The sequence below is a fragment of the Roseateles sp. GW821-FHT03B02 genome, from assembly GCF_059421025.1.
In genome coordinates this window covers 1-17,067 of record NZ_JBWKUV010000014.1, presented here as the reverse complement: position 1 = coordinate 17,067, position 17,067 = coordinate 1, and the positions used below count along the sequence as shown (strand labels likewise).

Below are 17,067 nucleotides of genomic sequence, written 5' to 3'. Positions count from 1 at the left end.
CCTAAAGTTCCGGAAAACCCTGGCCGATATTCCCCTGGCATATCGGCCTTTTTGCATTCACCCCCATGGCAACCATCAGCTCAGCAGGCATCGGCAGCGGCCTCGACATCGAGTCGCTGGTGAGCAAGCTCGTCGCTGCCGAACGCACCCCTATCACCCAGCTGTCCCAGCGCACCGACAACCTGAAGACCGAGCTGTCCACCTACGGCAAGGTGCAGGGTGCCCTGTCCACGCTGCGCGATGCCGCCTCCAAGCTGACGTCGCCCTCCTCCTGGGCCGGCACGCTGGCCTCGTCCAGCGACACGACGGCCGTTTCCGTCAGCGCCGGCACCGGTGCCGCCATCGGCAGCGTGTCCGTCCAGGTCAACCAGCTCGCGCAGGCGCAGACCCTGGTCAGCGGCACGTCCTTCGCCAGCGCCACCACCACCGTCGGCCAGGGCAGCCTCACCATCACCCTCGGCGCCTGGGGCACCGACGCCAACGGCGCCACCACCTTCACCGACAAGGCCGGCGCCACGCCCGTCACCATCAACATCGCCAGCGGCCAGGACACCCTCACCGGCATCCGCGACGCCATCAACGCCGCTGGCGCCGGCGTCACCGCCTCAATCGTCAACGACGCCTCCGGCGCGCGCCTCACGCTGCGCTCCAATGCCACCGGCCAGACCAACGGCTTTCGCATCGACGCCGGCGGCGGCCTGACCGATCTCGGCTACGACCCGCGCGTGGGTGTCACCTCGCTGATCCAGACGCTGCCGGCCCAGAACGCCCGCGCGCTGATCAACGGCATCGACATCAGCTCAGAGTCCAACACGCTGAAGGAGGCCATCGACGGTCTCAACATCACGCTGCTTAAGACCACCACCATCCCCGCCAGCGTGGCCGTGACGCAGGACAAGGACTCGATCAAGAAGCTCATCACCGACTTCACGACCGCCTACAACGCCGTCAACGCGCTGCTGCGCGAGCAGACCAAGTACGACTCCGCCAGCAAGACGGCCGGCGCCCTGCAGGGCGACTCCACCGCCATCGGCCTGCAGAACCAGCTGCGCAGCATCGTCGGCGGCAGCACCTCGCTGGCCGGCAGCAGTGTCAGCCGCCTGGCGCAGATCGGCCTGGAAGCCGGCAGCGACGGCAACCTCAAGACGACGGACAGCAAGCTCACCACGGCGCTGAGCGACCTGGACAGCCTCAAGCAGCTCTTCATGGGCCTGGACAGCGGCGGCGTCAGCAGCAACGACGGCTTCGCCCAGCGCATCCGCGGCTACATCGACGGCGCACTGAGCACCGATGGCCGCGTCTCCAGCCGCCAGGCCGGCATCCAGAAACAGATCGACAACAACAACAAGCGCCAGGACCAGCTGGAAGATCACGTGTCCCAGACCGAGAAACGGCTGCGCGCCCGCTACTCGGCGCTGGACACCCAGATGAGCCAGCTCAGCGGCCTGTCCAGCTACGTCACCCAGCAGATGGCCCTGCTGAACAAGGCCTGAAACTTCCGGCCCTGCGGCGACAGACGGCGACCTGCGGGTCGCCGTTTTTCTTGGTGCCCCGAAGACGTCTTCTCAAGCGGGCGGAATAGCCGCACAGTTCATGACAAGTTCCGGCGAAGGCCGGCTCAAGTCCCCCCGGAGAAGGCCGAAAAACAGTCAACACGACGACGCCAACCCCGAGAAACCATGTACGGCAACATGTCCTCCCCCTTCGCATCCCGCAACCAGCGCGCCACCCTCTATGCCAAGGTCGGCCTGGAGACCGATGTGCAGGCCGCCAGCCCCCATCGCCTCGTCGCCATGCTGTTCGACGGCGTGTTCGATGCGATGAGCCAGGCCACCCAGGCCATCCAGGCCGGCAACGTTCAGCTCAAGAACCGGGCCCTGTCGCGTGCCGTGCGCATCCTCGACGAAGGCCTGCGCGCCGGGCTGGATCTCTCCGCCGGCCAGCTCGCCGTCGACCTGCGCGAGCTCTACGGCTATGTCTGCATGCGGCTGACCCAGGCCAACCTGCACAGCGACCTGGCCGCCGTCGAGGAATGCCAGCGCCTGCTGACGCCGGTGCGCGAGGCCTGGAGCGCCATCGCCCAGACGCCGGCCGCCCTCGGCGGCGACGCCGCCCGCGCGGCCTGAGCTCCCCGCCCCAAGAACTAGCCGGTGCCTTCCGACATGAACTCCGACCTGCTGAACTACTACGAAGCCATCGAGCAAGCCAGCGCCGACATGCTCTCCGCGGCCCGCACGGGCAACTGGGACGAAGTCGTCAAGCTCGAGGGCGCCTGCGTGCTGCTGATCTCCCAGCTCAAGGCCGCCGCCAACCACGGCCAGCTGGCCGCCGGCGAGTCGCAGCTGAAGACGCGCATCATGCAGCGCATCCTGCTCAACGACGCCGAGATCCGCCACCTCGCGGAGCCCTGGCTGGAAGACCTGGACCACGTCCTCAAGGGCAACAGCCGCCTGGTCCACTGACGGCGCCCCGGTGCAGGCGCCAGCGCGCCGCGCCGGGCGACTACCATCGCGGCATGTCCGCCCCTGAAGCCATTTCCGAGGAGCTGCGCGTCGCCTCCTCGGCCGAGATCACGGCCTATCTGCAGCAGCTGCAGCGCGAAGGCGCCGGCGTGCTGCTCAGCGGCCCGCAAGGCCAGAGTCTGGCCAGCCGCATCGTCGCCCTCGACGCCGACGCCGACCTCATCGGCCTGGAGATCGCCACCGACCCCGAAGGCATCAGCCAGGCCCTGGTGGCCGAGGGCGAGATCACCGCGGTCGCCTATCTCGGCGCGATCAAGCTGCAGTTCGACCTGGAGGCCCCCGTCCTGGTCAGCGGCGAACAGGGCACGGTGCTGCGCGGCATGCTGCCGACGCGGCTCTACCGCTTCCAACGCCGCCAGTCCTACCGCGTGCAGCCCGCCGGCAGCGCCTACCCGCGCGTCATCCTGCCCGGCGGCGCCCAACCGGGGCGTGCGCTGCGCGTGCTGGACATCAGCATCGGCGGCCTCGCACTGGCCCTACCGCCCGACTTTCCCGCGTTGCCGCCCGGCCGGGTCGCCGATGGCCTGGTGCTGGAGCTGGACCGCATCAGCGCACTGCGCATCGCCCTGTTGCCCCACCATGTCAGCCCCATCAGCGGTGATGCCGGCGGCATGCAGCAGCTGGGCTGCTCCTTCGTGGAACTGGATGCGAACGCCGGCCGCTCACTGCAGGTCTACGTGGACCAGACGCAAAAGCGCCGCCGCCTGCTGAAGCTCGATCCATGAGGGTGACCGGCAGCAAGGGTTTCACGCTGATCGAGGTCGCTTTCGTGCTGGCCGTGCTGGCCATCATCCTGGCGGTCGCCGTGCCGAGCTACTCCAGCTACCTGGCCCGCCAGCGCCTGCGCCACGTGGCCGGCCTGCTGGAGCTAGACCTGCGCCGCGCGCGCACGCTCAGCGTCGACGAGAGCCGCAACATCTTCGTCAGCTTCAACAGCGGTGCGCAATGGTGCTGGGGCCTCAGCCGCCAGGCGCCCTGCAACTGCACCACCGGTGCGCCGCGTTGCGAGCTCGGGGGCGACAACTACCGCCAGTACAAGGGCACGCTGCTTCAGTCGGGCCAGAGCATCACCTTCGAGGGCGGCATGGGCCGGGCGCTGGACTGGACGCGCATCGGCATCTCCAACGACCAAAACCAGCAGTTGCGCATCGACCTCAACCCGCTAGGCCGGCCGCAGATCTGCGGCAGCGACGCGCGCAGAAACGACAGCTGCTGAGCTGTCTTCATGCCCTGCCACCCGCGGGCGGCGAGCTCAGATCTGCATGTTCATGATTTCCGAGTAGGCCGACACAAGGCGGTTGCGCACCTGCAGCGTCGCCTGGAAGCCGATCTGGGCCTTCTGCATCGAGACCATGGTCTCTTCGAGGCTGACGGTCGGGTTGTCGAGCTGGACCTCGCGCTGCAGCCGCGCCGCCTCGTTCTGCTGGGCGCTGACGCCCTTGAGCGCCTGGGCCATCGCGTCGCCGAAGCTCGCGCCGCTCGTCGCGGCCGTCTTGGGCGCAAGCGGCGTGCCGTTCACCGCCAGGCCCGCGCGGGCGGCGGCCTGGGCGAAGTCGAAGGGGCGCAGCTTCATGTCCATGGGGCCGCACTTTGGCAGCAAGTCACGCGCACGAAGCGCAGAGATGCGCTGCCCGCGTCGGCCACTTCGGCGCTTTCTTGAGGGGGGCCGGCACAAATAATTTGCGCCATCGGTCGATTCCCGGCCTCTCTGCTGTCTCGCCTCCTCGATGGACAACGCCCTGAGCGCCCCCGCTGCCGCCGCCCCGGTGATGATCACGCCGGTCGACGCGCAGCCCAACTTCGTCCAGCGCATCAACGGCCTGCCGCTGCGCAGCAAGCTGACCATGGGCGCCGGCCTGCTGGCCTTGGCCGGCGCCGTGCTCGCCATCACGCTGTGGTCGTCCCAGGGAGACTACCGCCCGCTGTTCACCGGCCTGGCCGACAAGGACGGCGGCGCCGTCATCGGCGCGCTGTCGGCCATGCAGGTGCCCTACAAGCACGAGGCCGGCGGCACCATCCTCGTGCCGGCCAGCCAGGTCTACGAGCTGCGCATGAAGCTCGCCGCCCAGGGCCTGCCCAAGGGTGGCACCGGCAACTCGGTCGGCTTCGAGCTGATGGACAAGTCCAGCATCGGCCAGACCCAGTTCAACGAACGCCTGAACTTCCAGCGCGCGCTGGAAGGCGAGCTCACGCGCACCATCACCGCCATGTCCGACGTGGCCGACGCCCGCGTGCACCTGGCCATGCCGCAGCAGAACGGCTTCTTTCGCGAGCAGCAGAAGCCCAGCGCCAGCGTCATGCTGACACTGCGCGGCGGCCGCACGCTGGACCGCAGCCAGATCGCCGGCATCGTCCACCTCGTCTCCAGCAGCGTACCCGAGCTGAGTCCCAAGGCCGTCAGCGTGCTGGACCAGACCGGCGCCCTGCTCTCCCAGACCGGCGCCGACGCCGCCACCGGTCTGGACAGCCAGCAGCTCCAGTACAAGCAGCAGATCGAGGCCGGCTACAACAAGCGCATCTTCGACCTGCTGGAGCCCGTCGTCGGCCGCGACAACCTGCGCTCCACCGTCACCGCCGACGTCGACTTCTCCCAGACCGAAGCCACCGCCGAGGAATACCGCCCCAACCAGGGTCCCAACGCCCAGGCGGCGGTGCGCTCCAGCCAGAGCAACGAGAGCAGCAACGCCAACGCCGCCCAGCCCACCGGCGTGCCCGGCGCGGCCACCAACCAGCCCCCGGTGCCGGCCACGGCTCCCATCAACGGCGCCAGCGCGCCGCTGCAGGCCACGCAGACCGGCGGCGGCGCCAACAGCAGCCGGCGCGAGCAGGTCACCAACTACGAACTCGACAAGACCGTGCGCGTGACGCGCGGCGCGGTGGGCAACGTCAGGCGGCTGAACGCGGCCATCGTCGTCAACCACCGCCCGGTGACGGACGGCAAGGGCAAGACCACCCACCAGCCGGTGCCGGCCGAGGAAGTCGCCCGCCTGACCGAACTCGTCAAGGAGGCCATGGGCTTCAGCGCCGAGCGCGGCGACTCGGTCAAGGTCATCAGCGCGCCTTTCGTCGTCGACAAGACCGAACCCGCCGACGTGCCGCTGTGGAAGCAGCCCTGGCTGCTGGACATCGCCCGCAGCGCCATCGTGCCGCTGGCCTTCGTCGCCATCGCGCTGATCGCCGTGTTCGGCATGATCCGCCCCGCCATCAAGGCCGCCGCGCCGCTGCCGCCCGAGGAAAAGCCGGAAACGGTGGACGAAGTCGTCGACGACACCGAACTGCTGCCCGGCGCCGACGGCATGCCGCGACTCGAAGCCCCGCTGCACAACGAAAAACTCGAACGCGCCCGCGCGCTGGCCCGCGACAATCCGCTGGCAGTCGCCAACATCATGCGCGACTGGATGGCGGGTGAGACCGCCAGCTGATTCAGAGCTGAACCATGGACGACAAGGGCATCGAGAACGCCGCAATTTTGTTGATGTCGCTGGGCGAAGAAGAAGCTAGCGAGGTCTTCAAGCATCTGTCGCCCAAGGAAGTGCAGGCGCTGGGCGAGACCATCGCCAAGCTCAAGGTCATCAAGCGCGCCCAGGTCGAGACCGTGCTCGACAAGTTCGACGCCGTCGCCGAGACCCAGAGCACCCTGGTCACGGACACCGACGAGTACGTGCGCGCCGTGCTGCGCAAGGCCCTGGGCGAAGACAAGGCCAACCTGCTGCTGGACCGCATCCTGCAGGGCAGCGACGTGTCCTCCATCGAGAGCCTGAAGTGGATGGACGCGGCCAGCGTGGCCGAGCTGCTGCGCAACGAGCACCCTCAGATCATCGCGGCCATCCTGGCCCACCTCGACTTCGACCAGACCAGCCAGGTGCTCAAGCTCTTCACCGAGCGCGGCCGCAACGAGGTGCTGATCCGCATCGCCACGCTGGACGGCATCCAGCCCACGGCGCTCAAGGACCTGAACGAGGTCATGAGCCAGATCCTGGCCGGCGGCGAGCGCATGAAGAAGAGTTCGCTGGGCGGCGCCAAGACCGCCGCCGAGATCATCAACATGATGGGCTCCAGCGTCGAGGCCTCGGTGCTGGACTACATCCGCGAGGCCGATTCCGACCTGGCGCAGAAGATCATGGACAACATGTTCACCTTCGACGATCTGAACAAGATCGACGACAAGGGCATCCAGTCCGTGCTCAAGGAAGTGCAGAGCGAAAGCCTCATCGTCGCGCTCAAGGGCGCCAGCGCCGACCTGCGCGAGAAGATCTTCCGAAACATGTCCACGCGCGCCGCCGAGACGCTGCGCGAGGATCTCGAAACCCGCGGCCCGGTGCGCCTCTCCGAGGTCGAGGCCGAGCAGAAGGAAATGCTCAAGATCGTGCGCCGCCTCGTCGACGAAGGCCAGATCGTGCTCGTCGGCGGCGGCGACGACCAGTTCGTCTGACCATGGCCACCGGTCGCCAACCCCCGCGGCAGGTGCCGCCCCCGGATCGCCGCGAAGGCGAGCGCCGCGGCAGCTATGCGCGCTTCATCCCGGGCGAGGAGATCCAGGGCGCCAAGGCCTGGAGCCTCGACAACCTGGGCAATACCGCACCCTCGCCGTTCGCGCCGATGCGCCCCGGCTCGCCCCCGTCGCCCGCGCCCGCCGCGGCGCCCGTGGAGGCGCCCCCGCCGCCCGAACCCAGCGTGCACGAGCAGTTGCACACCGCCCGCCAGAGCGGCTACCAGGACGGCTACCGCGACGGCATGGCTGCACTCGACGCCTTCAAGCAGAGCTTTGCCCAGCAGATGAGCAAGCAACTGGGCGGGCTGGTCGAGAACTTCGACTTCGAGATGCGCGCGCTGGAGGACGACATGGCCGGCTCGATCGCCCGCATCGCCGTCGAACTGGCCCGCCAGGTGGTGCGCAGCGAGCTGGAGCAGCGCCCCGAGCTGATCGCCCGCGTCGCCCATGACGCCGTCGAGGCCCTGCAGCTGTCGGCCCGCCATGTGCGCGTGCGCGTGCACCCCGACGATTTCCCGCTGGTGCGCGACGGCGCCGGCAGTGAGCTGGAGGCCCGCGAGGCCCAGCTCATCCCGGATGCCGAAGTGCCGCGCGGCGGTGTCAAGGTCGATGCCGACATCGCCAGCGTCGATGCAACGATCGCCACCCGCTGGCAGCAGGCAGTTTCCGCCCTTGGCCAGCAATCCATCTGGGAAGACCGCCGTGGCGCGGACGCCGATGCCGACTGAGCGCCGCGAGCGCTGGCAGCGCTACCTCGCCGACCTGGAGACCCTGGCCGGCAACACCGCGCCGCTGGAATCGCAGGGCAAGCTGGTGCGCGTGGCCGGCCTGGTGCTGGAGGCCACCGGCATCAAGGTGCCGCTGGGCTCGGTCTGCCGCATCCAGATGCCCAGCAGCGGCAACAACCCGCGTCGCGGCTCGGCGCCGGTGAATGCCGAGGTCGTCGGCTTCTCCGGCGACCGCGCCTACCTGATGCCCACCGACGAGGTGCAGGGCCTGTCCAGCGGCGCCACCGTCGTGCCCCGCCACCTGCCGCCGCTGGCGCCGCAGCTGGGCCAGCCGCTGCACCCCTGGCGCCGCGGCGAGGACCGCGGCCTGCACCTGCCCATGGGCGACGGCCTGCTGGGCCGCGTCGTCGACCCGCACGGCCACCCGCTGGACCGCGGCGGCGAGCTAGCCAACATCCACAACGAACCCATGGTGCGCCGGCCCATCAACGCGATGGACCGCGACCCCGTGCGCACGCCGCTGGACACTGGCGTGCGCGCCATCAACGCGCTGCTGACCGTCGGCCGCGGCCAGCGCCTGGGGCTGTTCGCCGGCACCGGCGTCGGCAAGTCGGTGCTGCTGGGCATGATGGCGCGCTACACCCAGGCCGACGTCATCGTCGTCGGGCTCATCGGCGAGCGCGGCCGCGAGGTCAAGGAATTCATCGAAGACATCCTCGGCGAGGAGGGCCTGCGGCGCAGCGTCGTCGTCGCTGCCCCGGCCGATGCGCCACCGCTGATGCGCATGCAGGGTGCGCACTACGCCACGGCGATCGCCGAGCATTTCCGCGACCAGGGCCGGCATGTGCTGCTGCTGATGGACTCGCTGACCCGCTACGCGATGGCCCAGCGCGAGATCGCGCTGGCCATCGGCGAGCCGCCTGCCACCAAGGGCTACCCGCCCAGCTGCTTCGCCAAGCTGCCTCAGCTGGTGGAGCGCAGCGGCAACGGCCTGCCGGGCGAGGGCTCCATCACCGCCTTCTACACCGTGCTGACCGAGGGCGACGACCCGCAGGACCCGATCGCCGACGCCGCGCGCGGCATCCTGGACGGCCACATCGTGCTCTCGCGCGACCTCGCCGAAGCCGGCCACTACCCGGCCATCGACATCGAGCGCTCCGTTTCCCGGGTGATGACCAGTGTTGCACCCCAAAACCAGGTCGATTCCGCGCGTCGGTTCCGCCAGCTTCTGGCGAAATACAACAAGGCCCGCGACCTGATCCAGCTCGGTGCCTACGCCCCGGGCGCGGACCCCGAGCTGGACTTGGCCGTGCGCCTGCATGCCGACATGACGCGGCTGCTGCAGCAGGACATGCACAGCCCGGCACTTCTTCACGCCAGCGTCAGCCAATTGCAGGCCGTGGTCCAGGGCGCCTAAACCTCGGTCGGGCGCCCGCCGATAACGACTGAGCGCCGGACCGTCGGTTCGGCGCTGCGCTGGAGTTTTGAATGAGTGCACCCGCCACCGACACCCTGAGCCTGCTGCTGGAACGCGCCGAAGGCGAACGCGACACGGCCGCCCAGGCCCTGCACGCCGCCAGCGCCCAGGCCCAGGCCGCCCACGCCCAGCATGGCGAGCTGTCCGGCTATCGCCAGGACTACCAGCAGCGCTGGACGCAGAGCTTCGCCCAGGCCACGACCATGGACATCGTGGCCTGCTACCAGAGCTTCGGCCAGCGCCTGAACCAGGCCGTCGACACGCAAGGCCATGTCGCCAGCCACGCCGACCAGCGCCAGGTGCGCGCCCGCGAGGCACTGCGCCAGGCGGAGCTGCGCGTGGCGGCGCTGCGCCAGCTGATCGCCCGCCGCCAGGCCGAGGCCGCCAAGGCAGCCCAGCGCCGCGAGCAGCGCGCCACCGACGAATTCGCCGCCCGCGCCCACCTGCGCCGCACGGCCCACGCCTGAAGAGGGGCACCACCATGCTCAGCAGCGCCCCGAACGTCGCCCCCAAGCCGGCCGCTTTTGCGCCCGTCCCCCAGGCCGCAGCACCCGGTTCGGCTTCGGCCGGCGGCCCGAGCTTTGCGCAGTTCCTGAACGACCAGCCCGACCTGCTGCCTCCCGCCCACAACCCTCCCGCGCCCGACAACGCCAACACGGCCGGCGAGACGGCCCCCGCGCCCTCCCCGGCAGCGGGCGCGGCGCCGGTGCGCCGCAAGGAAGGCAATGCCGCGTCGGCGAAGCCGGCGCCGCCGCCCCCGGGGCACACGGCCGAAGCGACCGCCTCGACCGGGCAGGCCCAGCCCGCCAAGGTCGGTGAGGACGGCGCCGAAACCACCGACGCCGCGGCCGACGACGACCAGGATGCCGAAACCTCGGGCCTGAACGAGTTCACGCAACTCATCGGCCTGGCATTGCCGGGGCAGCAGCCCGCGGCACCCAACCCGGTCGCCGCGGCTGGGGCCGCAGGCGATGCCGAAGCCGCCATCAAGGGCGCACCGGGTGCCCACGTTGCCCATGGCGCGCGCGCCGGCCAGGCCGCCGACGAAGCGGCCGGCGAAGCCGCAGCCCCGGCTGACTCCACCGAGCCGGCCACCGGGCCGACGGCTGAACGCCGCCCAACCGAGGCCGGCGCCCGCACCGCAGAGGCACCGCGCGCCAAGGGCATCGAACTGGCCGCCGACCGGGCCGCAGCCGCGCGAAGCGCCAGCAGCGAGATGCTGCAGCAGGCCGACAGCGCCAGAACGGGCGACAGCGCCCCGCGCACCGCGGCCACTTCCGACGCCATCCCTTCCAGCTTTGCCGCCGTACTGGCCCAGTCCCTGCCCGCAGCCGCCGCTGCACCCGCCACGACGCCAGCCACCGCCAGCGGCCAGGTGCATGCCGCCCTGCACAGCAGCACCTTCGCGCCTGAATTGGCGGCCAGCGTCAGCCTGCTAGCGGTGGACGGCGTGCAGCAGGCCGAACTGCAGCTCAACCCGGCCGACATGGGCCCGGTGTCCGTGCAGATCGTCGTCGACGGCGCCCAGGCCCAGGTCTCCTTCCACGCCGTGCAGGCCGAGACGCGCCAGGCGCTGGAGCAGAGCCTGCCCGATCTGGCCGCCGCCCTGCAGGGCCAGGGCCTCACGCTGTCGGGCGGCGGTGTCTTCCAGCAGTCTTCCCGGGACACCCAGGGCGGCGAAGCCGAGTCCGGCAGCAGCGAGGGCCGTGGCGCCCGGGCCGGCGGTGGCCGCGCGGGCGGTGGCCGCGCGGGCGGCAGCACTGCCGTGGCGGCTCCCGCGCGCCGTGCGGTCGGCCTGCTCGACACATTTGCCTGAAGCTGAAGCGGAAATAGCCACGCCTGACTTGACCTGATCGAGGTTTGCCCGGCCCGGCCCGGGTCAATAATCGGCCGCAAGATGCCCATGGCCCGCCGAGGCCGGCATGGGCGATGGACGCGTTTCAAGGAGTTCTTATGGCGACTGCGCCGGCTGCCGAACCCGCCGCACCCAAAGGCGGTGGCAGCAAGAAGCTGATCATCATCTTGGCTGCCGTGCTCGTGCTCGTGCTGGTCGGGGGCGGTGCGGCCTTCATGCTGTTGAAGAAGAAGCCCGCGGCCGAGGAGGGCGAGGACGGCGAGGTCGTCGAAGCGCCCGTCAAGGCCAAGGCCCATGCCAAGCCCGAGCACCCGCCGACCTTCGTGCCGCTGGACCCGTTCACGGTCAACCTGGCCGACAAGGACGTGGACCGCTTCGCCCAGGTGGGCGTGACGCTGCAGGTCGACGACCCGAAGTTCGCCGACCAGATCAAGGCCTACATGCCCGCCATCCGCAGCAACGTGCTGATGGTGCTGTCGCACAAGACCGCCGCCGAGCTGCTGAGCCGCGAGGGCAAGGAGAAGCTCGCCAAGGAGATCATGCGCGAGTCGGTGCGGCCCATGGGCATCGAGCTCGACGATGAGGAAGAAGAAACCGCCGACGCGCCGAAGAAGAAAAAGAAGAAGAAAAAGGCCGCCGTGGAAAGCCCGGTGACGCAAGTCCTGTTCTCCAACTTCATCGTCCAGTGACCGACGCAGATTCACCATGAATCAGCAGATTCTTTCCCAAGACGAAGTCGATGCACTGCTCCAGGGCATCACCGGCGAGAGCCAGAAGCTCGAAGCCGAGGAGGAGCAGGTTGGCGGCATACGCGAGTACAACCTCGCCAGCCAGGAACGCATCGTCCGTGGGCGCATGCCCACGATGGAGATCATCAACGAGCGGTTCGCGCGCAACATCCGCGTGGGCCTGTTCAACTTCATCCGCAAGAGCCCCGAGGTCGCCATCGGTGGCATCAAGGTGCAGAAGTACAGCGCCTTCCTGCGCGAGATCGTCGTCCCGACCAACTTCAACATCGTATCGGTCAAGCCGCTGCGCGGCAGCGGGCTCATCGTCTGCGACCCGACGCTGGTGTTCGCCGTCATCGACTCGCTGTTCGGCGGCATCGGCAAGTTCCACGCCCGCATCGAGGGCCGCGACTTCTCGCCCACCGAGCAGCGCGTCATCACCCGCATCGTCGAGGTCATCCTCGCCGAGTACCACAAGGCCTGGAAAGGCATCTACCCGCTGGAGCTGGAATACCAGCGCTCGGAGATGCAGCCGCAGTTCGCCACCATCGCCACGCCCAGCGAGATCGTCGTGTCGACATCCTTCACGCTGGAGATCGGCGAGACCAGCGGCACCATCTACTTCTGCATCCCCTACTCGACGCTGGAACCCATCCGCGACGTGCTGTATTCGACGACAGTGGGCGACTCCTCCGAGCCCGACCGGCGCTGGATCAACCTGCTGAAGACGCAGATCCAGTCGGCCGAGGTCGAACTCGTGGCCGAGCTGGGCACGGCGCCGGCCACCGTCGAGCAGTTGCTGGCCTTCAAGCCTGGCGACTTCATCGAACTGGACCTGGAGCCCATGATCCAGACCAAGGTGGACGGCGTGCCCGTGTTCGAGTGCCATTACGGCACCTCCAACGGCCGCTACGCCCTCAAGATCGACAAGATGCTGACCGGCTCGCAGGAGAGCTGGTTGGGAGCCAAACATGAGCCCTGATTCACCCAGCCAAGAAGAACAGGACGCGATGGCGGCCGAATGGGCCGCGGCCCTGGCCGAAGCCTCCGCTGCGCCCGCCCCCGCGGCCTCCACCGAGGTCGTTACCGAGGTGGCCCCCGAGCAGGTGTCCACGCCCAGCTTCGCCAACTTCAGCCCGACGACGGCGGGTGGCCCGGCCGGTGACATCAACATGATCCTGGACATCCCCGTCCAGCTCACCGTCGAACTCGGCCGCACCCGCATCCCGATCAAGAACATCCTGCAACTGGCCCAGGGCTCGGTCGTGGAGCTGGACGCCCTGGCCGGCGAGCCCATGGACGTGCTGGTCAACGGCTATCTGATCGCCCAGGGCGAGGTGGTGGTGGTGAACGACAAGTTCGGCATCCGGCTGACGGACATCGTGACGCCGTCCGAGCGCATGCGCCGGCTCTCCAAAGCGGCCTGATCAGCACCGAATTCCCGGCTCAGTTGCCGGGATCGACGGCTCAAGTCCGTCCGCAGAATGCCGAGGCATGAATGCTTCCGGCCTGCTCCCTTTCCTCTGGTTCCTCGCCATCGTCGCGCTGATCCCGGTCGCGCTGTGGCTGCTCAAGCGCACGCCCATGGGCGGCGCGGCGGCGGCCGGCGTGCTGCGCGTGGTGGCCCAACTGCCCACGGCGCCCAACCAGCGCCTGCTGGTCGTCGAGGTCGGCCAGGGCGAGGACCGCCGCTGGCTGGTGCTGGGCGCCACGGCACAGAGCATCACCACGCTGCATACGCTGCCTCCGCAGGCCGAGCCGGTCGCGCCGGCCTCGTTCGCCAAGCTGCTCGGCAAGGAGCGTGGCAATGCGTAAGGCGATCGGCCTTGCACTGCTGCTGGCCGCGGGCGGCGCCTTCGCGCAAGGCCAGACGCCGCCAGCATCGCTGCCGCTGCTCGTCGGCCAGGGCGGCTATTCCATCCCCATCCAGACCCTGCTGTTCTTCACGGCCCTGGGTTTCCTGCCCGCGGTCATCCTGATGATGACAGCCTTCACGCGCATCGCCATCGTGCTCAGCCTGATGCGCCAGGCGCTGGGCACGCAGGCCGCGCCGCCCAACCAGGTCATCGTGGGCCTGAGTCTCTTCCTGACCTTCTTCGTCATGAGCCCGACGCTGGACAAGGTCTACGCCGAGGCCTGGCAGCCCTACAGCGCCGGCACCATCCAGTTCGACGAAGCCCTGAAGCGCGCCGAGGTGCCGATGCGCGGCTTCATGCTCAAGCAGACCCGCCAGGCCGACGTGGCGCTGTTCTCGCGCCTGGCCAAGCTGGACAGTGGCATCAAGCCCGAGGACGTGCCCTTCAAGGTGCTGGTGCCGGCCTTCGTCACCAGCGAGCTGAAAAGCGCCTTCCAGATCGCGTTTTTGATCTTCATCCCCTTCCTCGTCATCGACATGATCGTGGCGAGCGTGCTGATGAGCCTGGGGATGATGATGCTGTCGCCCGTGCTCGTCGCCCTGCCCTTCAAGCTGATGCTGTTCGTGCTGGCGGATGGGTGGAATCTTCTTCTTGGCTCTTTGGCCGCCAGCTTCGTGACCTGACATGGACGCACAACAAGTCTTCACCTTCGGCCAGCAAGGCCTGTACATGCTGCTGTTGGTGTCCGCGCCCATCCTGATCGTCGTGCTGCTAGTCGGCGTCGTCGTCAGCGTCTTCCAGGCGGCCACGCAGATCAACGAGGCGACGCTGTCCTTCGTGCCCAAGGTCATCGGCGCCGTGCTGACGCTGGCCGTCGCGGGGCCCTGGATGATGACGGAGCTGGTCGAGTACATCCAGCGCACGCTGCAGACGATCCCGTCTGTCGTCGGCTGAAGCAGGGGCGATGTTCAGCGTCACCGAAGCCCAGTTGCTGGCGTGGCTGAACCCGCTGCTCTGGCCCTTCATCCGCACGCTGGCGCTGTTCGCCGGCATGCCCACCTTCAGTCAGCGCAACGTGCCGCTGCGGCTGCGCGTGGGCCTGGCACTGTTCATCGCCGTGGCTGCCCAGCCCTCGCTGCCCGAGATCCCGCCCACGCCGCTGGACTCCTTTCCGATGCTGACGCTTCTGGTGGCGCAGCAGCTGCTGATCGGCCTGTCCATGGGCTTCGCGGTGCGCATCGTGTTCGCGGCGCTTGAGTTCGCCGGCGAGATCATCGGCCTGCAGATGGGCCTGAACTTCGCCGGCTTCTTCGACCCCGGCACCGGCGCCCAGGGCACCGCCAGCGCCCGCTTCTTCGGCAGCATGGTGGCCTTCCTGTTCATTGCCATCAACGGCCATCTGCTGTTGATCAACGCACTGATTCAGAGCTTCCACGCCTTCCCGGTCGGTGGCGAGCCCTTCGCCTTCCTGCGCGCGGCGGCACCTCAGCAGTGGGGCGCCGAGATCTTCAGCATCGGCCTGTGGATCGCGCTGCCGCTGATCACGATGCTGATGTTCGTCAACCTCGTGCTCGGCGTGATCTCCCGCGTGGCGCCGCAGATCGGCGTCTTCTCGGTCGGCTTCCCGCTGACGGTCAGCGTCGGCCTGATCGGCATGGTGGCCACGCTGCCGCTCATGCAGACGCCGTTCACCGTGGCGTTGGAGCGGCTGCTGGCAGCGTTCAGCTGATATGGCTGCTCTTGTCAAACATTTGAATTCCGAACGCAAGCGGCCTGGGGCGATGCGGCGCAAAGTCTGCTGCGACGATGGATCAGACTGATATCCGCGGGTTGGTTGCCGCTCTACATCTATCCGTCGTGGAAGCTGCCTCTGTCTAGTTTCGCGGGTTGCCGAAGGCCTTCCGGTGTAGCTGAGTTGAGGATTCTTCCATTCGTTTAGCTGCCCCGCATCGCCGCAGGCCGCTCGCGTTCGTTCAATTCAATGTGGGCGTGGCTTGGCGAGCGATGGCCCATACGAAGCCGGCAAGTTCCCGGGCCACGGCGACGCAGACCTTGTTAGCCTGCACTCCCCGTGACGACAGCTGCGAGAAGCGCTTGCTCAAGCGCAGCTGTGCCTTCCAAGCGTGGTCCCGCACCGCCTGCGGCAACGCCTCGTTGCGCGCTCGCAGCGTGGCGCTCATCCGGGCGGGGAACCGGTAGTTCCACGCCGCTTCCGTCAGCAGTCGCCTGGCGTGGGCGTTGCCGGTCTTGGTGATCGAGCCGCGTCGTACGCTGTTGCCGCTGGAATGCTCCGACGGCACCAGGCCGAGGTAGCCCATCAAGCCCCGCGCCGAGCCGAAGCGATTGATGTCGCCGATCTCGGCAACGAGCCCGATGGCACTGACCACGTCGATACCCCTCAGGCCGCGCAACGCGGCAACGACGGACTCGAAGCGCCACCCTTTGATCGTCTCGCTAAGCGCAGCGGTGAGCCGTTCGACGCGTTGTTCGGCCGCCTGCACGGCAAGCTGGTACTCCGCCAGCGCAACACGCTCGCCGGCATGGTCAAAGCGCTGCTCGGCGATCCAGCTCGCATGGCTCTTGTTCCACGACGTCTTGCCCGGGTAGCGCCGGTCGTGCCGCAGAAGGAAGGCCTTCAAATGCTGGCGCGCCTTGAGCCTTGCATTCACCGCATCCTCTCGTGCCCGGCACAGGTCTCGCACCGACTCGTGCTCTTCGTCGGGCACCCAGATCGCTTTGAGTTCGCCGGCACGCGCCAGCTCGGCCAACCGGGCGCAGTCCCATCGGTCGTTCTTGATCCGGTCGCCGGGTCGTCGCGGGATCAGCGACGGCGCCACGATCTCGCAGCGATAGCCCCGCTTGCAGAGCTCGCGATACAGCCCGTAGCCGGTCGGGCCGGCCTCGTAGACGACGTGGACCTCACCCGGCTCTCCGGCCTTGGCCAGCGCCTTGAACACCTGCCGGACATCCGAACTCACCGTGCCCACGAAGCGCGCCGGCTCTCGACTGGCATCACAAGCCGCAATGCTGATGGTGTCCTTGTGGACATCAAGACCGACGAAGAACTTGATACGCTCGTCCATGGCTCGTCTCCTTGCTGTTGCGCCTGGCCCGTCCAGACGCATGTGGCTCGGCACACCTCGGTACGCAATCCACGTTACTGGAGACGAGCCTCTTACGCTGGGCCGGCAGCCATGATGTCTAGTTGCTGGTGGTCCGGAGATCGGCTGGATTGACCTTGCCCGCGTTTCCCGGATCCCATAGCTGAGACCATTACGCGGCTTGCCTTTGCTGGGCGGCAAGCCATGCCCTCTCGAATTGCATCGGACTGACGTAGCCCAGCGACGAGTGAAGCCGCCGGTGGTTGTAGAACGTCAGCCAATCGACGATCTCGTCCATCGCCGCGCGC

At 68.4% G+C, this 17,067-nt stretch carries 21 protein-coding genes; 18 read left to right on the top strand and 3 right to left on the bottom strand.

What is annotated here, in order from left to right; translation table 11 throughout:
* Positions 1–65: 65 nt before the first annotated feature.
* The 5 genes from fliD (at position 66) to AC07VX_RS25600 (ending at position 3,738) form a co-directional block, all read left to right on the top strand.
* Entirely contained in the window at positions 66–1,493 is a 1,428-nt protein-coding gene (fliD, locus tag AC07VX_RS25620) for a flagellar filament capping protein FliD (RefSeq protein WP_493166637.1), read from the top strand.
* Positions 1,494–1,691: 198 nt separating this feature from the next.
* Positions 1,692–2,126 carry a flagellar export chaperone FliS gene (fliS, locus tag AC07VX_RS25615; RefSeq protein ID WP_493166636.1) on the top strand — a complete coding sequence of 145 codons (435 nt, stop codon included), beginning with the start codon at positions 1,692–1,694 and terminating at the stop codon, positions 2,124–2,126.
* 36 nt (positions 2,127–2,162) lie between these two features.
* Positions 2,163–2,462 carry a flagellar protein FliT gene (locus AC07VX_RS25610; protein WP_493166635.1) on the top strand — a complete coding sequence of 100 codons (300 nt, stop codon included), beginning with the start codon at positions 2,163–2,165 and terminating at the stop codon, positions 2,460–2,462.
* A gap of 53 nt (positions 2,463–2,515) precedes the next feature.
* Positions 2,516–3,247 (top strand): flagellar brake protein, encoded by a 732-nt coding sequence (locus AC07VX_RS25605; RefSeq protein ID WP_493166634.1) that lies wholly within the window; start codon positions 2,516–2,518, stop codon positions 3,245–3,247.
* A complete protein-coding gene (locus AC07VX_RS25600; RefSeq protein ID WP_493166633.1) occupies positions 3,244–3,738 on the top strand; it encodes a prepilin-type N-terminal cleavage/methylation domain-containing protein in 495 nt (164 codons plus the stop codon). Before AC07VX_RS25605 ends, AC07VX_RS25600 begins: the two co-directional genes overlap by 4 nt.
* Positions 3,739–3,774: 36 nt before the next feature.
* Here the strand turns inward: AC07VX_RS25600 and fliE are convergent, their stop codons facing one another.
* A complete protein-coding gene (gene fliE, locus AC07VX_RS25595; RefSeq protein ID WP_493166632.1) occupies positions 3,775–4,101 on the bottom strand; it encodes a flagellar hook-basal body complex protein FliE in 327 nt (108 codons plus the stop codon).
* Between the two features lie 148 nt (positions 4,102–4,249).
* On the opposite strand from fliE, the gene fliF reads away from it, so the two are divergent.
* The 13 genes from fliF to fliR all read left to right on the top strand — a co-directional run bounded on the left by fliF (position 4,250) and on the right by fliR (position 15,387).
* Entirely contained in the window at positions 4,250–5,944 is a 1,695-nt protein-coding gene (gene fliF, locus AC07VX_RS25590) for a flagellar basal-body MS-ring/collar protein FliF (protein WP_493166631.1), read from the top strand.
* A 14-nt stretch (positions 5,945–5,958) separates the two neighbouring features.
* Complete coding sequence (gene fliG / locus AC07VX_RS25585) at positions 5,959–6,954, top strand: flagellar motor switch protein FliG (RefSeq protein ID WP_493166630.1); 996 nt, start codon at positions 5,959–5,961, stop codon at positions 6,952–6,954.
* Between the two features lie 2 nt (positions 6,955–6,956).
* Positions 6,957–7,742 carry a FliH/SctL family protein gene (locus AC07VX_RS25580; RefSeq protein ID WP_493166629.1) on the top strand — a complete coding sequence of 262 codons (786 nt, stop codon included), beginning with the start codon at positions 6,957–6,959 and terminating at the stop codon, positions 7,740–7,742.
* Positions 7,732–9,159: a flagellar protein export ATPase FliI gene (fliI, locus tag AC07VX_RS25575; RefSeq protein ID WP_493166628.1), complete on the top strand. Its 1,428-nt coding sequence runs from the start codon at positions 7,732–7,734 to the stop codon at positions 9,157–9,159. Before AC07VX_RS25580 ends, fliI begins: the two co-directional genes overlap by 11 nt.
* 71 nt (positions 9,160–9,230) lie before the next feature.
* Positions 9,231–9,686, top strand: a complete 456-nt coding sequence (gene fliJ / locus AC07VX_RS25570) for a flagellar export protein FliJ (protein WP_493166627.1) — start codon at positions 9,231–9,233, stop codon at positions 9,684–9,686.
* A gap of 14 nt (positions 9,687–9,700) precedes the next feature.
* On the top strand, positions 9,701–11,035 hold the full coding sequence (locus AC07VX_RS25565; protein ID WP_493166626.1) for a flagellar hook-length control protein FliK: 1,335 nt from the start codon (positions 9,701–9,703) through the stop codon (positions 11,033–11,035).
* Between the two features lie 137 nt (positions 11,036–11,172).
* A complete protein-coding gene (locus AC07VX_RS25560; protein ID WP_493166625.1) occupies positions 11,173–11,763 on the top strand; it encodes a flagellar basal body-associated FliL family protein in 591 nt (196 codons plus the stop codon).
* Between the two features lie 16 nt (positions 11,764–11,779).
* Positions 11,780–12,784, top strand: a complete 1,005-nt coding sequence (gene fliM / locus AC07VX_RS25555) for a flagellar motor switch protein FliM (RefSeq protein WP_493166624.1) — start codon at positions 11,780–11,782, stop codon at positions 12,782–12,784.
* Positions 12,774–13,229 carry a flagellar motor switch protein FliN gene (fliN, locus tag AC07VX_RS25550; RefSeq protein ID WP_493166623.1) on the top strand — a complete coding sequence of 152 codons (456 nt, stop codon included), beginning with the start codon at positions 12,774–12,776 and terminating at the stop codon, positions 13,227–13,229. The genes fliM and fliN overlap by 11 nt, the downstream gene beginning before the upstream one ends.
* Positions 13,230–13,296: 67 nt before the next feature.
* Positions 13,297–13,617: a FliO/MopB family protein gene (locus tag AC07VX_RS25545; protein ID WP_493166622.1), complete on the top strand. Its 321-nt coding sequence runs from the start codon at positions 13,297–13,299 to the stop codon at positions 13,615–13,617.
* Positions 13,610–14,341, top strand: a complete 732-nt coding sequence (fliP, locus tag AC07VX_RS25540; RefSeq protein WP_493166621.1) for a flagellar type III secretion system pore protein FliP — start codon at positions 13,610–13,612, stop codon at positions 14,339–14,341. The genes AC07VX_RS25545 and fliP overlap by 8 nt, the downstream gene beginning before the upstream one ends.
* 1 nt (position 14,342) lies before the next feature.
* On the top strand, positions 14,343–14,612 hold the full coding sequence (fliQ, locus tag AC07VX_RS25535; RefSeq protein WP_493166620.1) for a flagellar biosynthesis protein FliQ: 270 nt from the start codon (positions 14,343–14,345) through the stop codon (positions 14,610–14,612).
* A 10-nt stretch (positions 14,613–14,622) separates the two neighbouring features.
* On the top strand, positions 14,623–15,387 hold the full coding sequence (gene fliR, locus AC07VX_RS25530) for a flagellar biosynthetic protein FliR (protein WP_493166619.1): 765 nt from the start codon (positions 14,623–14,625) through the stop codon (positions 15,385–15,387).
* A gap of 244 nt (positions 15,388–15,631) precedes the next feature.
* On the opposite strand, the gene AC07VX_RS25525 is transcribed toward fliR, so the two are convergent.
* Together AC07VX_RS25525 and AC07VX_RS25520 are read right to left on the bottom strand one after the other, a co-directional pair.
* Entirely contained in the window at positions 15,632–16,741 is a 1,110-nt protein-coding gene (locus tag AC07VX_RS25525; RefSeq protein ID WP_493166618.1) for an IS110 family RNA-guided transposase, read from the bottom strand.
* 190 nt (positions 16,742–16,931) lie between these two features.
* On the bottom strand, positions 16,932–17,067 hold a 136-nt coding region (locus AC07VX_RS25520), incomplete at its 5' end, for an IS3 family transposase (RefSeq protein WP_493166867.1).